This is a genomic window from Endomicrobium proavitum (assembly GCF_001027545.1).
Classification (GTDB): domain Bacteria; phylum Elusimicrobiota; class Endomicrobiia; order Endomicrobiales; family Endomicrobiaceae; genus Endomicrobium; species Endomicrobium proavitum.
Genome location: NZ_CP009498.1, coordinates 310,488 through 327,042, shown reverse-complemented (window position 1 = coordinate 327,042; position 16,555 = coordinate 310,488). Strand labels below are relative to the sequence as shown.

The following is a 16,555-nucleotide window of genomic DNA, read 5'->3' as shown; positions in this document are numbered from 1 at the left end:
TTGGCGGGTGGGAAGGGAATTTGCTATAATTTTAAACATTATGACAACAAACATATCTAAAGAAGTAATTCGTCCGTCTTGGGACGAGTATTTTATGAAGCTTGCGTGGCTTGTTGCCGAACGTTCTACTTGCGTTCGTCATCATGTCGGCGCTGTAATAGTTCGCGATAAAAGAATTCTTACAACAGGTTACAACGGCGCGGCGGCGGGAGTTAAAGATTGTTTGGAACTCGGCTGTCTTCGCGACGAGCTTAAAATACCGTCGGGAACCCGTCATGAAATATGCCGCGCAATTCATGCCGAGCAAAACGCTATAATACAAGGCGGCTTTCACGGAATAAATATAAAAAATTCTACGCTTTACTGCACGCATTCTCCGTGTGTTTTGTGCGCAAAAATGATAGTAAACGCCGGCATCAAAAGAGTTGTTGCGGGCATAGAATATCCCGACAATTCCTACAAAGATCTTTTCAATCAAGCAAGCGTAGAATACACAACCCTCCAAATTAAAGACTTCGCAATCTCGCAAAAAAAATAATTTTTCTTCAGCTCAGGGGACGGCAACCCGCCCCCTTGAGCTAAAAATAATGCAATAAAATTATAAGGGCATTCGTTAGTTAATTATGAAACAGCTTAATGATTCTGAGCTTATCATTCTTTTTAAAAAAGGAAACAAGGGCGCGTTTGAAGAGCTTGTTATGCGCTACCAGTCGCACGTTTACACATACATTTTATCCATAACAAAAAACGAAGAAGCTTCGCAGGACATAGCTCAAGACGTATTTATAAGAATTTTTAAAAAACTCGGCAAATATAACGACGAGAACAAATTCAAAAACTGGCTGTTTACTTTGTCGCGCAACATAACTATGGACTACTACAGAAAAAACGCGCACAAAACGCTGCCGCTTGAAAATAAAGACGAGGATGAATTTTCTTTAATAGAAGTTTTATCCGACAAAGACCCTCTTCCAATTGAAGCCGCCGCAATAAAAAGCAAGAGTCAATCCGTTCGTAAAGCGTTAGATAAACTTACTTCGGAAGAAAGAGAACTTATAGCTTTGAAAGATTCTTTAACTTTTAAAGAAATAGCGGAAATGCAAAACAAACCGATAGGAACTTTGCTTTCAAAATTTAACAGAGCTCTCGGAAAATTAAAAAAAATACTTTTAGAAACAGAACCGGAGGTATGTCATGAATACATGTAATAAGCTGCCGCTTTTTTTACATAACGAAATGAACGAAAAAGAAATTATAGAATTTAACGCCCATATACTTACATGCAAAGAATGCGCCGAAAACGTTGAAATTTTTCACACAATCAGCGCGCAAAAACAGAAAAAAAATCTGCCGGCAAACGTTATATACGGCATATTTGACAAAACCACAAGAAAAAAACCTTTTTGGAATTTTTTAAGAGCCGTTGAATTTGGTTTTGCCGCCGCCGCGTGTTTGTTTATAGGAGTGTTTACATATTCAACCGTAAACGGCAATTCGCTTTCATACTTTGACACCGACGCAAGTTACGAACAAATTGCAAGCATAGACGCAAATTTAGACGGATACGAACAAATATACTTAAGTTAAAAGGAGAATAAAATGAAAAAAACAGCCATTGCGCTTTGCGCGATTTTTTTAACCGCAGGCTTTGCTTTTGCCGCAACAAAAGATTTTGACAAGAAAATTTCCAAAGAAGATAAGGCCAAATTTGAACAAGTAAAAAAAGAACGCGCCGCATATTTTAAAAACATAGAAACGCTTGTTGAAAAATACAACAAAGCCGCGGACACAGACAAAGCCGCCGTAAAAGCCGAAATTAAAAAATCCGTAACCGCGCAAACCGAAAAAGATCTTTCAAACAGAAAAGCAATGCTTGCCGAGCAAAAAAAAAGAATAGCAAAATTTGAAAGCCAAATTACAAAAATGGAAAAAGATAAAGAAAGCTACATAAATAAAAAAGTGGATTTTCTTACAACCCCCGACGGACAAAAAAAATTAAAAGAGTTTAAAAAGCACGATAAAAAATAAATACTCCGTCGCTACGAGCCGCCCCTTTCACAAAAGTGGAATTTAACAGCCTGATAAAAAAAGCCCGCGCTTTTAAAAGCACGGGCTTTTTTTATGCCGTTTGCGTTATCATCCTGAACTTGTTTCAGGATCTGTCTTTCGCAGTATAACAGCATATGCCAAAACAAGGGTCAATGACCCAAGTCAGCATGACAAAGTTGTGCTATGTTTTACTCTTCCTTGCTCAGCCTGTCATCCAAAATGGCAATACAATAAAATAATTCTATTCTCCGCCGGCAATAAGAGAGCCGATATTTGACATAATAGAATTTATTCTTTCGTACTGGTCTAAAACATCCATATGCAGCACCGACGTTTCAATAGATTCTTTTAAATTTGCATGAAGGCGCGCTATATGTTTTTGTCTTAACTGCGTAGCCAAAATACGCACGGACGCTTTAGCGTTTGCGGCTTCAAGAGCCAAAGGTTTATCGTCCGAAGTAAAAGCCGTTAAAACTTTCGCCGAGTTATCGTAAACTACGGCGTGAATTCTTGCAATATCTTCAAGCCCGTCGTCTGAAAACTTCAAATATCCGCCTATTTTCTTTTTAGCTATATACATTAAATTTCTGTCAATAATTTCCGCTATCTCCCCGAAAGACGACAAAACCGACAGCAGTTCTATCTCTCTTTCAGACTGCTGCGGATTTAATTTTCTCTGCCCTGTTTTGGCTATATAAGGCGCTATTTCTTTTGCGAGAATTTCTATTTTAAAACTTTTAGACGAAACATTTTGGGCAAAATTTATGCGATTAGTTTTAAACGCCTTGACGGAAGAATTGAGCATATCTAAAACAAATTCACCCGTTCTGCGTATTTCTAATTTTGTAAGTTCTAAAGCTTTATCGGTATTTTTTTCAATATTTTTTGAGTCTATATAAACCGTTCCGAAAGCTATTTCCTGATTTTTAAAGGGATATAAAATAAATATAAATTTCTCAAAATATTTTAACAAAGGAATCATAATTACCGCCGCAAAAACAGCAACCAACGTATGCGAAACGGCAACTTGTCTTGCTATATTTTCAGAGAGAAAAAAAGTTTTAGTAACCCATTTTATAAAAACAAACCACGCGCCGTCCGACGCGCCCGCTTTTATAATTTCAAGAAACGGAAACACAAAAATTATTGCCAAAACATGCTGCAATATTTGCCAAATTATCGTTCTTTTTTGCGTTCTGGGCAGTTTAAACGAAGCTAAAATAACGGTTGCGCACGTGCCAAGCTGCGAGCCTAACATCATGTAAACCGCCTGATTTAAATCCAACACATTAGACGACGCAAGCGCTATAACCATTCCCGCTACCGCGCCGCTGGACTGCATAATAACGGTTATTAAAACACCCGCGGCAATGCCTATAAACGGAGAATGCGCGCGTTCGATAAAATCTAAAAAAACAGGATGTCCTGACAGAGGAAAAAGTCCGTCGGACATAAGTTTCATTGCAAAAAATAAAATGCCGAACGCAAATATTACGTCGCCAAGCTGCGATATTTTCTTACCTTTAGTAAAAAACGAAAGAGCATATCCCGCAGCAACTATTGCCAAAGAATAATCCGCAAGTTTGAAAGCCACAAGCTGACCGGTAACCGTAGAGCCTATAGACGCGCCAAGCGACACAGCCATAAACTGTCCGAAAGAAAGAAGCCCTGCGCCGACAAGCCCCATGGATAAAAACATCGTCGCTGTGCTTGACTGATTTAAAGACGTAAGAAAAATTCCCGAAAAAACCCCTCTTGTTTTTGAAGACGCAAAAGAAGTAAGAACGGTTCTGAATTTTTCGCCGGCCGCTTTTTGCAACGCGTTGTTTATATAGAACATAGCAAAAAGCAAAAGCGCAAGCCCGCCTGAAAGATTGATAATAATTAAAATAATTTGGGAGTAGGTCATAGAAAAGTTTTACCTATTTTGTAAACGCGCACGGAAGCAAGTCGGCAATATTTATAATAATAATTCCGCCGGATTTTTTATTTACAATAACGTCGGCGTTTGCGGCAAGTTCTAAAATAACCTGACGGCACGCTCCGCACGGAAAAGTTTCTCCGCGGCGCGTCCATACCGCAACGGCCGCAATATCTTTTGCTCCGTCGGAAACGGCGTTATACAAAGCATTCCTCTCCGCACAGCTTGTAAGCGAATAAGAAGCATTTTCAATGTTTGCGCCTTTGTAAATTTTCCCCTTTTTTGTAAGCACGGCGGCGCCTACTGCAAATTTAGAATAAGGCGAATAAGAATTTTCAGCAGCCTCTTTCGCAGCGTTCAAAAGTTTAATATATTGTTTTTCCATTTTTACCTTTTACCCGTTATTTATTATCTGCCGTTAATAAGATGATTTTATATCTATAACGTTCAGCTGAACTTTTTCTTTATCGTCTTTGCCTATAACGTCAAGATTAAAAACTATATCCATAAGATTTTCCGCGCGCACAAAATTTGCAAAATCCGCGTTATTCCAAAAAACCGCCTGAACATTTTTAGAACCTTTATGGGAAACCTTAAAACGCAGATGCTCGTTTCTAACGCCAAAAACAGAAACTTCCGTAGCGCTTAAACCCCTTATCCAAAAAACAGGGCGAACGTTGCCCATGCCGAAAGGTTCTAAAATTTCAAGCTGTTTAAAAAAGTCTGCGCTTATGTCTGAAATTTTAAGCTCGCTCTCTATTATTATTTCGTCTTTTTTAGACGAACAGTTAAAATTTTTATCGGCGTATTCATAAATTCTTCTTTTAAATTCGCCTATTTTAGAATGCTCCACGGTAAAACCGGCAGCCTGCGAATGTCCGCCGTATTTAACAAGAATATCTTTCACGCTCTCTAAAGCCGCAACTATGTCAAAGCCTTCAACGGATCTTGCGGCGCCCGTAGCTTCGGCTCCGTTGGTAATAAGAAGAAACGCCGGCTTTAAATAAGTTTTCACCATTTGCGACGCCACAATACCGGTAACGCCGTGTTCCATATTTGAAGCGTCTATTATTAAAACTTTATCGTCTTTGGGATTGCACTGCTGCGTTAAAAGAGTGTTAAAGCGCTCAATATTTTCAGACTGCAAACCTTTTCTGTCCTCGTTAAGTTTAACAATATCCGCATAAAGATTTTTAGCCTGAAATAAATCTCTCGTCATTAAAAACTGCGCGGAAAGAGAGCCGCGCCCCATTCTTCCGGAAGAATTAAGCACCGGAGTAATGTTCCACGACACAACTCTTGCGTTAAGCGTTTTTAAATTTTTAGAAGTTAACGTGTCCTCTATCAAAAGACCCAAGCCCGGTTTTGCGTCGGGCGCGGCGTCAAGAATTTTCAAACCTTCTCTTACTATAGTTCTGTTCTCGCCGGTAAGAGGCATTGAATCCGCTATTGTGCCGAGAGCGCATAGGTCTAAATTATCCCTGAAAAATTTACTTAATTTTTCGTCGTCCGAAAACCTTTTAACTTTGTAAGCTTCAAAAACATTCTCAACTCCCAAGCAGTCAAAAACGGTTATTTTATCGTTTAAAAGCGCGTCGTTTTTTACAAAAAAATCTTTAAGCTCTTTGTTGTCAAAATACGCTCTGTAAGAATCCCTTATGATACGCCTTAATTCCTGCTCGCTGACAAAATATTTTTTTTCCGACTCAAGCCCGTTGCGAACCAAAATATATTCGCCCGAAAACCCCGAAGCGTTGTTTTCTCCGTGACACAAAAGAATATCTTTATCGTAATCTTTTGCGTAAGAAAAAATAAGCGCCTGCATAGTTTTTAAAGCCACAACGCAGCCCGCAATATCTTTAAACGGATATTTAGAATCGTAAGTTTTAGGGTCTATTACAGCCAAAGCTTTAGGAACGCCCTCATACGGAGGTTCGTGATGGTCGGTAAGAATTACATCCATGCCTAAAGTTTTGGCATATTCAATTTCATCAAAAGCAGAAATCCCGCAATCTACGGTTATAAGAAGTTTAACGCCGTCGGAAGCGTATTTGCTTAAAATATCTTTATGTATTCCGTAACCTTCGTCGGCAGGCACATACCATTCCGTTATGCCTCCGAGAGCTTTTACGGTATTTACTATAATATTAACCGCGGTAATACCGTCAACGTCGCGGTCTCCGTAAACAAGAATTTTCTCGCGCGCGTCCACGGCTTTTTTTATTCTCTCAACGGCTATGCGTATGTCTTCAAACAAAAACGGATTGTGAAGAGTTTCAAGCCCGCCGAAAAGAAAAACTTTCATTTTATAAAAAGTATCAATGCCTCTGTTAAAGAGCACCGACGCTATTTTAGCGTTAATGTTAAGTTTTTGCGCTATTTCGGAAATTGCCGCGAAATTTTCTTTCGGCAATTTCCAGTTTTTTTCATTTTCTAAAACCATCAGAAAAGAACTTCCTTTATTAAATTATGTTTAGCCGGCGCGACGTCCGATATTACGTAAGCGTTTTGCGCTACTTGCGCCGCTTCTTCAGTTTTATCCGAATTGTTATATAAAAGTTCCGCCAAAACTTCGCCCTCTTTTACAAAATCGGAAACTTTTTTGTGAAGTATTATTCCGGCGGAATAATCTATTTTATCTTCTTTTTTCTCTCTTCCCGCCCCGCAAAGCGCGGAAGCTATTGCCAAATCTCTTGCAAACATTTGAGATATAAATCCGCTTTTTGCGGTTTTAATTTTTACGCTGCGCGACGCCTTAGGCAGCACGGAATCAGGCGAGTCAATAACCTTAGAATTTCCGCCCTGCGTTTTTATAATCTGTCTGAATTTTTCAATCGCTTTTCCCGACGATATTTGCTTTTGCGCGATATCTTTAGCGGCTTCTACGGATAGCGCAAGTCCTGCGCTGAAAATCATCGCTCCGGAAAGCTCTATGGAAAGTTCAGACAAATCGTTTCTTAAATTGCCTTTTAAAATTTCAATCGCCTGTTTTACTTCCAAAGCGTTTCCTATGCAGCTGCCAAGCGGCGTATTCATATCCGTAACAAATGTGAAAATATTTTTGCCGAATTTTTTTCCTGTTTCAACCATCTTTGAGGCAAGAGTTTTAGCATCTTTCAAATTTTTCATAAACGCGCCGCCGCCGCATTTAACGTCTAATACAAGCGATTTTGCGCCTTCGGCAATTTTTTTAGACATTATGCTTGAACATATTAAAGGTATAGATTCAACCGTTGCCGTAGCGTCGCGCAAAGCGTATATTTTTTTATCCGCCGGAACTATTTCCTGCGTTTGTCCGATAATTGCCGCTCCCGCAAAATCCAAATATTCAAAAAAATCTTTTTTTGAAGCGTCTGTTCTAAAGCCCGGTATAGATTCAAGCTTATCAAGAGTTCCGCCCGTGTGCCCAAGAGACCTGCCCGCCATCATGGGAACAATTACTCCCGCAGACGCAGCTATAGGAGCCGCTATAAGAGACGTTCCGTCGCCGACGCCGCCCGTAGAATGTTTGTCGGCGGTAAGTTTTCCGTAAGACGATAAATCTATTACATCTCCGGAATTTATCATGGCTGACGTAAGATAAAAAATCTCATCGTCAGTCATCCCCGTAAAACAAACAGCCATTAAAAAAGCCGACATTTGATAATCCGGAATTTCACCGTTATTGTAATTGAATACTAAAAATTCAACCTCTTCTTTTGAAAGAGCGCCGTTATTTCTTTTTTTATAAATTATATCGTATGCTCTCATAAAAGGCACTCTTGAACTATTTTTGCAATATCATTAACATTTTCATCAACGCTTTTTAATACCTCGTCATGCTTTGCCGAAGTTCCCGCCGCGTCGGATACAGACGACAAACCTAAAACTTTCATATGCGTTTGCGCGGCTGCCGCCGCTTCAAAAACAACTGACATTCCAATTATGTCTCCGCCGAGCTTAACGTATGCTTTAACTTCTGCCGGAGTTTCGTAAGCGGAACCGGTTACTCCTAAATATACGCCCTCATGAACTCTTATTTTAAACTTTTTTGCCGACGACAACGCTTTTTTTCTTAAATCTTTATCGTATATAGCGCTTACGTCGGGAAATCTTTCCCCAAAGCCGTCAAAATGCGCGCCGCAGAAAGGATTTTCCCCTGTAAAATTAATTTGATCTTTTATAATTACAATATCGCCGGTTTTATATTTTTTATTTAAACCGCCTACGGCGCATGTAATAATTAAACTTTTTATTTCAAGCGCTTTGGCGACTCTTACGGGATAAATTATTTCTTCAGGTTTAAAACCCTCGTAAAGATGAAAGCGCCCGTTAAAAATTAAAACGTTTTTTGATTTATAAGAACAGAAATTTATTTCTCCGGGGTGTCCTGCTACGGTTGTTTTAGGAAAAAAAGGAATTTTTGAATAAGGAAGAGTTTTTACAACGGTGAATTTATTTTTTATACCCGAAAAGCCGGAGCCTGTAATTATCGCAGCTTCAGGTTTAAAACCTAAAACGGTTTTTTCTATTATTTTTTTACTTCGCGCAATTTTTTGAAGCGTGTTCATAAGTCCGGCCTTAGCAAAATTAGAATTTAGAAATCAGTTTTCAAAGCGAGCGTAAACTATAAGCTGTCTTTAAAAGACGTTCCGTTTTTCATTTTCGGAAGATTAAAAAAATCCGCCGTTGTTTGCGCCGCGTCGGCAAGAGTAGCGTGCACGCCGAGATCTACGCCGTCTTTTAACGTTTTTCCAAAAACCATCAGCGGCACATATTCGCGCGTGTGGTCTGTGTGAACTTTATACGCAGGGTCGCACCCGTGGTCTGCCGTTATCATAATAACATCGTCGTCTTTAAGAGCCGAAATAATTTCCGCAAGAGAATTGTCAAAATCTTTCAGAGCTTTTGCGTAAGAATAAACGTCTCTTCTGTGACCCCAAAGCATGTCAAAATCCACAAGATTTGTAAAAATAAGTTTTTTGCCTTTATACGGCGCTTTTATCTCGTCAATCGTAGCTTGTATGCCGCTTAAATTCCCTTTTGTACGGACGGATTTTGTAATGCCACGCCCGTTAAATATATCTGAAATTTTACCTATTGCGCAAACCGTTCCGCCGGAGTTTGTTATTTCGTCTAAAACTGTCGCGTCAACGGGATCTACGGAGTAATCTTTTCTGTTTGTGGTTCTTACATAGTCGCCTTTAGAGCCTATAAAAGGTCTTGCAATAACTCTGCCTACGGCATTATCGCCGGTAAGAATTTCTCTGGCTATTTCGCATATTTTATATAACTTTTCCAAACCGAAAGTTTCTTCGTGAGCGGCAATTTGAAAAACAGAATCCGCCGACGTGTAAACTATAGGGTATCCCGTTTTTTGATGCTGCGCGCCGAGCTCTTTTATTATTTCCGTTCCCGATGCGCTGTAATTGCCGAGAATTTTTGTGCCTATTCGCTTTTCAAATTCTTCAATAACGTCTTTGGGAAAACCGTTCGGATAAACCGGAAAAGGTTTTTGAAGCACTATGCCGGAAAGTTCCCAATGTCCCGCCGTCGTATCTTTTGCCGGAGACTTTGTAGCCATTTTTCCGTAACAGCCTGAAATAAATTTATTTTTGCCGTTTAAAGAATTTCTGCCGAGTATTTTATAAAGCCCAAGCTTTTCAAGATAAGGAAGCGAAAAATCCGCGCCCATAACATCTAAGATATGCCCGATAGTATTTGTGCCGGCGTCGTTATACTGCGCCGCATCGGGAAGCGCGCCAACCCCCGCGCTGTCTAAAACAATTAAAATTATTCTGTTTATCATTTATTTCCTTGAACTAAACTATAGTTTGCCGTTATCGTTAATTTCACTTTTAACTTTTAAAGATATAATGAATACATCTAATATTTAGTAAACTTGGATCCCACCGTATTTAGACACTACGGTGCAGGCTGCTGTGGAAGAACTTCTTATAAACAACATTACGGGATGACACTTCGTGTCACTTTTCACTTTGTAGTCTATGGTCTTTGTAGTTAATTTCACTTCCCACTTTTCACTTTAATGAACATGTATAATATTTAGCAAACTTGGATCCCGGATTAAGACATTCCGGGATGACACTTCGTGTCACTTTTCACTTTGCCTTTTGCTTTGCCGTTTTATTTTCTTTTTAAAACTTTTTCTGCGGCGGCTGCAATGTTTACGTCTTTTAAACCGTATTTTATCATTAAATCAAAAGGTTCGCCCGATTCTCCGAATCTGTCGTTTACGCCGACAAATTCCATCGGAACGGGATAATTTTTAACGACTGCTTCCGCAACGGCAGAACCAAAACCGGCCATTAACTGATGTTCCTCGGCGGTAACTATTGCGCCGCATTCTTTTGCGGCTTTTATAATAGCCTGCTCGTCTATAGGTTTTACCGTATGCATATTTATAACTCTGGCGTTTATTCCTTTTTTCTCTAATATATCGGCAGCCATAAGAGCCTCGTAAACCATAGTTCCGCATGCCATAATAGCGACATCTTTGCCGTCGCGCAAAACGTTTGCTTTTCCTATTTCAAAAGGAGTTTCTTCTTTTGTTATTATAGGAGTATTTTCTCTGCCGTATCTTATGTAAAGCGGGCCTGGCACATATGCTCCTGCAACCGTGGCTTTTTTTGTTTCTATAAAATCGCACGGAACTACAACTTTCATTTTAGGAAGAACGCGCATAATAGCTATTTCTTCCAACGCCTGATGAGTTGCTCCGTCGGGACCAACCATAAGCCCGGAGTGAGAACCGCCTATTTTAACGTTTAAATCAGAATAGCAAATAGTGGTTCTTATCTGTTCCCACGGTCTGCCCGCGGCAAAAACTCCGTAAGTGGCTGCAAAAGGAATATATCCTGCGACAGCTAAACCCGCCGCCATGCCAAGCATATTCGTTTCTGCAATGCCCACGTTAATAAATCTTTCGGGAAACTGCTGCCCAAAACCGCTTACAGCAACAGACGCGGCGGTATCTGCGCCCAAAACAAAAATTTTAGGGTCTTTTTTTCCAAGTTCTATGAGCGCTTCTCCAAAACCAAACCTCGTAGCTTTTTTACCAAACACTTCAACCATTATATTACCCTCGTATAGTTTTATATTTTAATTTTAACGCGTTAATTTTTAAGCGAGTTATCTATTTCCGCAAGAGCTTTTTCAACCTGCTCTTTAGACGGAACCTTACCGTGCCACTCGGCAAGATTTTCCATAAAAGAAACGCCTTTGCCTTTCACGGTTTTAGCTATTATAACGGTAGGTTTGCCGGATGTTTTTTTTGCCGCCACGTAAGCCGCGTCTATCTCGTCAAAATTGTGTCCGTTTATCTCAATAACATTCCAACCGAAAGATTTATATTTATCCGCCAAAGGGACAACGTTCATAATTTCTTTTGTGGGTCCGTCTATCTGCAAACCGTTATCGTCAACAACGGCGCATAAATTATCAAGTTTGAAATGAGCCGCCGACATTGCCGCTTCCCAAACGCTTCCTTCCTGCTGCTCGCCGTCGCCCATTAAAACGTAAACTCTGTTGCTTTTGCCCGCTCGTTTTATTCCAACCGCCGCGCCTGCGGCTATGGATAGTCCATAGCCCAAAGAGCCGGTGGAAATTTCTATTCCCGGAAGTTCTTTATCTTTAGCGGGGTGCCCCTGAAGTCTGCTGCCGGCTTTTCTTAACGTGCAAAGCTCGTTTTTAGGTATGCATTCAAGCTGCGCCAAAACCGCGTATAAAACGGGACATACGTGCCCTTTAGATAAAATGAAATAATCTCTTTTCGGGTCGTTAGCGTCTTTAGGGTTATAATTAATGTGGTTAAAATACAAAGATACAAGAAGTTCCACCGACGACAAACTTCCTCCCGGATGTCCGGAACCCGAAAGCCCGAGCATTTTAATAATGTCTTTTCTTACTTCAGCCGCCGTCTTTTTTAAATCAGCAGTTTCCATTTCCAGCTCCTTAAATATATATTAAAAATTTTATTTCTTTGCGGACAGCTCTTCCACTTTTTTCTCAAGAGCCGCATAGATATTTATTTTTTCCGCTATCGCGGCAAACAAAACGGCAATATGTTCAAGTATGCTTATATCGTTATCGGAAAATTCCGAACCGAATTTATTTATGCAAATCATAATTCCCGAAACTTTAGCGTTGCTTACCACCGGAATAAAAACAGCCGACGACATCGGAAGTATCCGTTCAAACTCGGGAGCTCTTTGCTTAAGCTGAGCATTGTTGGTAAAAACAAGCGTTTGTTTTTTCTCTTTAATTTCTTTTATAATTTCTGAGTTTTTACACGACAAAACTATTGATGAAATTTTTGAATCTTCTATGGAAAATGCGCCTTTTATAAAAGAAAAATCCCCTGCATTTGAATTTTCCATAAGAAATCCGGCAGACTCAACGCCTGAAAGTTTTATTGCTTCTTTTATTATAAAATCAGATATCTCGCATAAATCAAACCGTGCGGAAGCAAATTCCGATATATCCGACAAAGCTTTAATGTCTCTGACTTTTCTTATAAGTCTTGCGTTTGTATGTATAAGCTCGGTAGAAGTAATATTAACTTCAGATTCAAGTTTTCTGTTATCATCGTAAATTTTCTCATACATTTTTAAATTACGCAATGCCAAAGAAAGATAGTTTACCGCCGTAGCTATTGCGTCGGCAACATCCGCGCCGAAAATATCCTCCGAAGCGCTGCTTACGTTTAAAACCCCAAGCGCATTTCCGTTTTCGTCGGTTATAGGAGTATTTATTTGCGCAACAGCTCCCGCGCAAACAAACTCTTTAGAAAATTTTTCCCCGTAAAGACTTAAATTTTTTACCGAGGTCATTTTGGAGCCGTTAAACGCATCCGTAACGGGGTTTGTCTCGTGTATATTAAAGCTTTTCTTAAATTCGTGCGGATATCCGCATTTAGACGCTATTTTTAAAATTCCGCTTTCAGACGGTAAAAATACGGCGCTCATTGAAAACTGATTTTTTTTGCATATTGTTGAAAGTATAGTTGAGAAAACATGATTTATGTCAAATTTAGACGTAAGCGCTTTTGAAACTTGGAAAAGAGCGTCAAGGTTTGCGTCGGCATCCGTTAACTTTGCGTTTATTTTATTTAAATCTACGCGTGCTTCCTGCCAGTAAACTCCCGTTACGCTAAAGTTTTCGCCTTTCCCGTCGGCAATATTTCTTATGGCGGCTTTAATTTTTCCGCAAGGACGGATAAATTTTAAATAAAGCGCAGAATTAAACGCAAACAACGCCGCAAAAAGCAAAAATAAAAACAAACCGCCAAGCAGCAAAAGATTTTTTTCCGCAAGCAAAAGCGTTATGGCAAGTTCCGGAGACGGCCATATTTTTATCCAGCCGACAATTTCTTCTTTTATCTCTACCGGATACGTAACGTTAAGTCCCCAAAAAATTGCGTCTCTTTTTCTTTTGCCTTCGTAATAATGTTTGCTTCTGTCGCGATTTGTGAAAGAATACGTTACGATATTTCTGCTTTTATCCAAATCGGCAAAAACTGTTTTTAAACGTTCTTTTGATAAATCGGACAATTTATTTTGCGGAGAAGCAATTTTTATTTCCACTCCGTTTACGTAAGATGCGAAAGAACTTTTAAGCCCGGAATAAAACAAAAAATAAGCGCCGACAAGCCAAACAAAAGCGGCAGCCGCAAAAATTAAAAAAGAAATCAATGAATATCTGGTTATAAATTTTGTCATTATACCGGCTTAAAAAATTTTTGTTACCAGTTATATTTTACGGTATACGTTACAACGCTTTCGGAGTTTGCCGGAACTTTCATTAAAAATTCTATGCGATGAGAATCTTTCTTTTCAAATTTAGCGGAGTTATCCGTAATTTTCCACTGAGAATAACCCTGCATAATTTCAACAACGTTTACCGTAACGTCGGCGTCTTTTGAATTTTTCAACGTTATTTTATAACTTTCTTCGGAACTGCTTGAGCCGGATTTGTAATTAGTTCTTATTCTTTCGCCCTTCACGTCAAAAGAATTCCCGGTTAGAACCGTTACAGCGGCGTCTTTTGCCGTATGGTCTATTAAATCTTCGCCCACAAATTCAAGAGAATCCGCGTCGTATTTTGAAACTCTTATCTTTCCTTTAGGCAAAGGAAGTCCTAAATTATTTGCGGCGGAATTTACAAATTCAAGATTTACCGTAACGTTATCGCTGTCGGCTGCGTTAAAAACAAGAGTTTTTTTGACGGGAATTTTATTTGCCGAAATAAACTCTATTTGTTTTATTTCGTTTTCTTTTATAGTGCTTTTTCTCTTAAGCTCATACATGTGATATTCATAAAAAGATTTCTCGCCGAAAGCCGCTTCATTGTCGGCGACTTTATCTTTTTGCTCATATCTCAAAGACTTCAACGGCGCAGCGCTTACGGTATTAACGTCACCGGCAATAAGTTTAAGCTTTGCGTCGTCGTAAGAAGTTCCGCTCTGATTATTTATTGTTACCCAGCCGGTAATATCGGCAAAAGTTTCTTTATCGTCAACAGCTAAAACATAATCCGCATTCCAGCTTATGCCGCTTGTTTGATACGACACGTCTAAAACATTTTCGGTATCTATGGAACTTGAAACAAGCCACGTAAGAGTAGGTTTTAATCTTAAACCGTCGGGAAGCTGCGGAAGAGATATTTCGCCCTGAGGTTCTAAAATAATTTTACTTCCCGAGCGCACTACTATGCCGCCGTTGACGGACAACAAAGTTCCGCTGCTTATATTAGGTCTTTTATCGTCGGAAGCTCTGATAACGCTTATTGTTTTGCCGATATATTTGCTGAGAAGTTTATTTTTGCTTACCAAATCATAATCATAATTCTGTTCTAAAATTTCTATTTTAGACGCGTCTTTTAAAAATTTAGGCAAAACGCTTGTAGGGTCAACGTATGCGGCTACGTCGTCAAATTCAAGAGTTTGAACGCCTTCTTTTATTGAAACTTCTCTGGTTTCTTTAACAAGCGCTCTGTTATTGTTATAAATTGTTATTGCAACATCCGCAAACGCGGTCTGCCCTGCAAAAGCCAATAAGGATAACGCGCATATAAACCGTTTCTTCATTTGCTGCCCTCCTGTTGTATTGAAACTTTAGGTATCGTTTTAAGTATATATTTTACAGCTCCGTCAAGAGCTGAAGACAAATCAAGCCCCTCGTAAGTGTAAGAGTCAGACCACACGACTTCGCCTGTTTCGGCGTCCGTCATATACGCTGAAATTCCTACGGTGGCATTGCTTGCTATAACTCTGTTGTCTTCGCCAAGACCAAAAGCTGTCCCTAAATCGTAAACGTTTGATCCGCCGACTTCCATAATATCGGCGCCGCCGTAAATTACCGTTTGCCCGTGATGATTATTAATTTTTTCATAATCAGGCATGCGGACTAAATATTTTTTATTGGGAAGATAAGTTGTAACGCTTCCCGAAACCACGGCGTCCGCTTTAGTTTTATTATTTGCAACAACAGTATAGCCCATTGCAAGCAGATATTTCATAACTGAATTTTTAACGGCGTTTCCTGAAGATGGATACGCCGCATCGGCGGTAAAATTTCCGACGCTGATAACTTTAACCGCTGAAAAATTATAATCGCTTTTAACTACGGCTCTGTTTGCCGCGCACGCCGACAAAAAAATAAAAAAAACAGCCGCAAGAGAAAGTTTTTTCATTATTTAATTTCCTCTTGAAGCTGTTTTATATGCTTTTTCGCCAAATCTTTCAAAACGTCGTTTTTTGAGTATTTAATTATTTTTTGCCACTTGTCTATTGCCTGCGGGGCATCGCCGTCTTTTTCATAAATCATAGCCAGCATATAATGCGCCGCAACTATTTTTTTATTTATACTAAGAGCCTGCTGAAAATTTTCTTTTGCTCCGGAGTAATCGTTTTTTTCTATCTGCGCAAGACCCATTGCAAGATAGTTGTCGCTTATATTCGGATTTGCCTGAATCTGCCCTTTAATTATTTCTATCGCCGCATCCGTTTTATTTTCATTCAACAACGACAAAGCTTTTTCAAGCTCGGCGGCGCCGGCAAAAGCGGCAGAAACAGATATGCCTAAAAAAAATAATACCGACAACGACTTTTTTATTTTGAACATTGTTTATTTTCTATTTCTTTTATTTTTTCTATTCTTTTTGCGTGTCTGGGTTCAAACTCCGTGCTTAAAAATGTTTTTATACGAGAACATATTTCGTTTACGGTTGCGGTTCTTGAGCCGAGACATAAAATGTCGGCGCCGTTATGCTGCGCAGCAAGTTTTGCCGTATCTTCGTCCCAGCACGGAGCGGCTATTACGCCTTTAACTTTGTTTGCCGCAATAGACATGCCTATTCCTGTTCCGCAGATAAGCACGCCTTTATCGGCTTTTTTATCGCGAACGGACTGCGCCACTTTAACCGCAAAATCAGGATAATCGCAGCTGCCTTCTCCGTCGTAACCGAAATCTTCAACTTCGTAACCTAAACTTAACAAGTATTCGCGGACTGTATTGCGCACAGCCGCCGCGGCGTGATCCGTTCCGAAAGCAAGTTTTTTTATTTCCGCCATATAAATTTCCTTGT

At 39.6% G+C, this 16,555-nt stretch carries 17 protein-coding genes; 4 read left to right on the top strand and 13 right to left on the bottom strand.

The genetic code is table 11. The features are described from left to right. Window positions 1–40 precede the first annotated feature (40 nt). From Epro_RS01365 to Epro_RS01350, 4 genes are all read left to right on the top strand, one after another. A complete protein-coding gene (locus Epro_RS01365; protein WP_052571550.1) occupies window positions 41–538 on the top strand; it encodes a deoxycytidylate deaminase in 498 nt (165 codons plus the stop codon). A gap of 85 nt (window positions 539–623) precedes the next feature. Continuing rightward, window positions 624–1,208 carry an RNA polymerase sigma factor gene (locus Epro_RS01360; RefSeq protein ID WP_052569872.1) on the top strand — a complete coding sequence of 195 codons (585 nt, stop codon included), beginning with the start codon at window positions 624–626 and terminating at the stop codon, window positions 1,206–1,208. Beyond that, entirely contained in the window at window positions 1,195–1,587 is a 393-nt protein-coding gene (locus Epro_RS01355; RefSeq protein ID WP_052569870.1) for a zf-HC2 domain-containing protein, read from the top strand. Before Epro_RS01360 ends, Epro_RS01355 begins: the two co-directional genes overlap by 14 nt. 12 nt (window positions 1,588–1,599) lie before the next feature. Next, window positions 1,600–2,028 (top strand): hypothetical protein, encoded by a 429-nt coding sequence (locus Epro_RS01350; protein ID WP_052569869.1) that lies wholly within the window; start codon window positions 1,600–1,602, stop codon window positions 2,026–2,028. A 262-nt stretch (window positions 2,029–2,290) separates the two neighbouring features. Here the strand turns inward: Epro_RS01350 and Epro_RS01345 are convergent, their stop codons facing one another. The 13 genes from Epro_RS01345 to rpiB all read right to left on the bottom strand — a co-directional run bounded on the left by Epro_RS01345 (window position 2,291) and on the right by rpiB (window position 16,541). After that, on the bottom strand, window positions 2,291–3,958 hold the full coding sequence (locus tag Epro_RS01345) for a Na/Pi cotransporter family protein (protein ID WP_052569867.1): 1,668 nt from the start codon (window positions 3,956–3,958) through the stop codon (window positions 2,291–2,293). A gap of 13 nt (window positions 3,959–3,971) precedes the next feature. Continuing rightward, window positions 3,972–4,355, bottom strand: coding sequence for a cytidine deaminase (gene cdd, locus Epro_RS01340; RefSeq protein WP_052569864.1), 384 nt, complete (start codon window positions 4,353–4,355; stop codon window positions 3,972–3,974). A 33-nt stretch (window positions 4,356–4,388) separates the two neighbouring features. Then, complete coding sequence (gene recJ / locus Epro_RS01335) at window positions 4,389–6,413, bottom strand: single-stranded-DNA-specific exonuclease RecJ (RefSeq protein ID WP_052569862.1); 2,025 nt, start codon at window positions 6,411–6,413, stop codon at window positions 4,389–4,391. Next, entirely contained in the window at window positions 6,413–7,720 is a 1,308-nt protein-coding gene (locus tag Epro_RS01330) for a thymidine phosphorylase (RefSeq protein WP_052569860.1), read from the bottom strand. The genes recJ and Epro_RS01330 overlap by 1 nt, the downstream gene beginning before the upstream one ends. Continuing rightward, window positions 7,717–8,520 carry a purine-nucleoside phosphorylase gene (locus Epro_RS01325; protein ID WP_052569858.1) on the bottom strand — a complete coding sequence of 268 codons (804 nt, stop codon included), beginning with the start codon at window positions 8,518–8,520 and terminating at the stop codon, window positions 7,717–7,719. Before Epro_RS01325 ends, Epro_RS01330 begins: the two co-directional genes overlap by 4 nt. 56 nt (window positions 8,521–8,576) lie before the next feature. Beyond that, entirely contained in the window at window positions 8,577–9,758 is a 1,182-nt protein-coding gene (locus Epro_RS01320) for a phosphopentomutase (protein WP_052569856.1), read from the bottom strand. Window positions 9,759–10,096: 338 nt separating this feature from the next. Then, window positions 10,097–11,044 carry a transketolase family protein gene (locus Epro_RS01315; protein ID WP_052569854.1) on the bottom strand — a complete coding sequence of 316 codons (948 nt, stop codon included), beginning with the start codon at window positions 11,042–11,044 and terminating at the stop codon, window positions 10,097–10,099. A 41-nt stretch (window positions 11,045–11,085) separates the two neighbouring features. Beyond that, window positions 11,086–11,913, bottom strand: a complete 828-nt coding sequence (locus Epro_RS01310) for a transketolase (protein WP_052569852.1) — start codon at window positions 11,911–11,913, stop codon at window positions 11,086–11,088. A gap of 30 nt (window positions 11,914–11,943) precedes the next feature. Then, the gene (locus Epro_RS01305) at window positions 11,944–13,689 is read right to left on the bottom strand and encodes a GAF domain-containing protein (RefSeq protein ID WP_052569851.1); all 1,746 of its coding nucleotides are present in this window, start codon (window positions 13,687–13,689) and stop codon (window positions 11,944–11,946) included. Between the two features lie 23 nt (window positions 13,690–13,712). Further along, the gene (locus Epro_RS01300; protein WP_052569850.1) at window positions 13,713–15,056 is read right to left on the bottom strand and encodes a DUF4139 domain-containing protein; all 1,344 of its coding nucleotides are present in this window, start codon (window positions 15,054–15,056) and stop codon (window positions 13,713–13,715) included. Beyond that, window positions 15,053–15,661 (bottom strand): hypothetical protein, encoded by a 609-nt coding sequence (locus Epro_RS01295; RefSeq protein ID WP_052569849.1) that lies wholly within the window; start codon window positions 15,659–15,661, stop codon window positions 15,053–15,055. The genes Epro_RS01300 and Epro_RS01295 overlap by 4 nt, the downstream gene beginning before the upstream one ends. Continuing rightward, complete coding sequence (locus Epro_RS01290; RefSeq protein WP_052569847.1) at window positions 15,661–16,092, bottom strand: tetratricopeptide repeat protein; 432 nt, start codon at window positions 16,090–16,092, stop codon at window positions 15,661–15,663. Before Epro_RS01290 ends, Epro_RS01295 begins: the two co-directional genes overlap by 1 nt. Beyond that, window positions 16,080–16,541, bottom strand: coding sequence for a ribose 5-phosphate isomerase B (rpiB, locus tag Epro_RS01285; protein WP_052569846.1), 462 nt, complete (start codon window positions 16,539–16,541; stop codon window positions 16,080–16,082). The genes Epro_RS01290 and rpiB overlap by 13 nt, the downstream gene beginning before the upstream one ends. Window positions 16,542–16,555 lie beyond the last annotated feature (14 nt).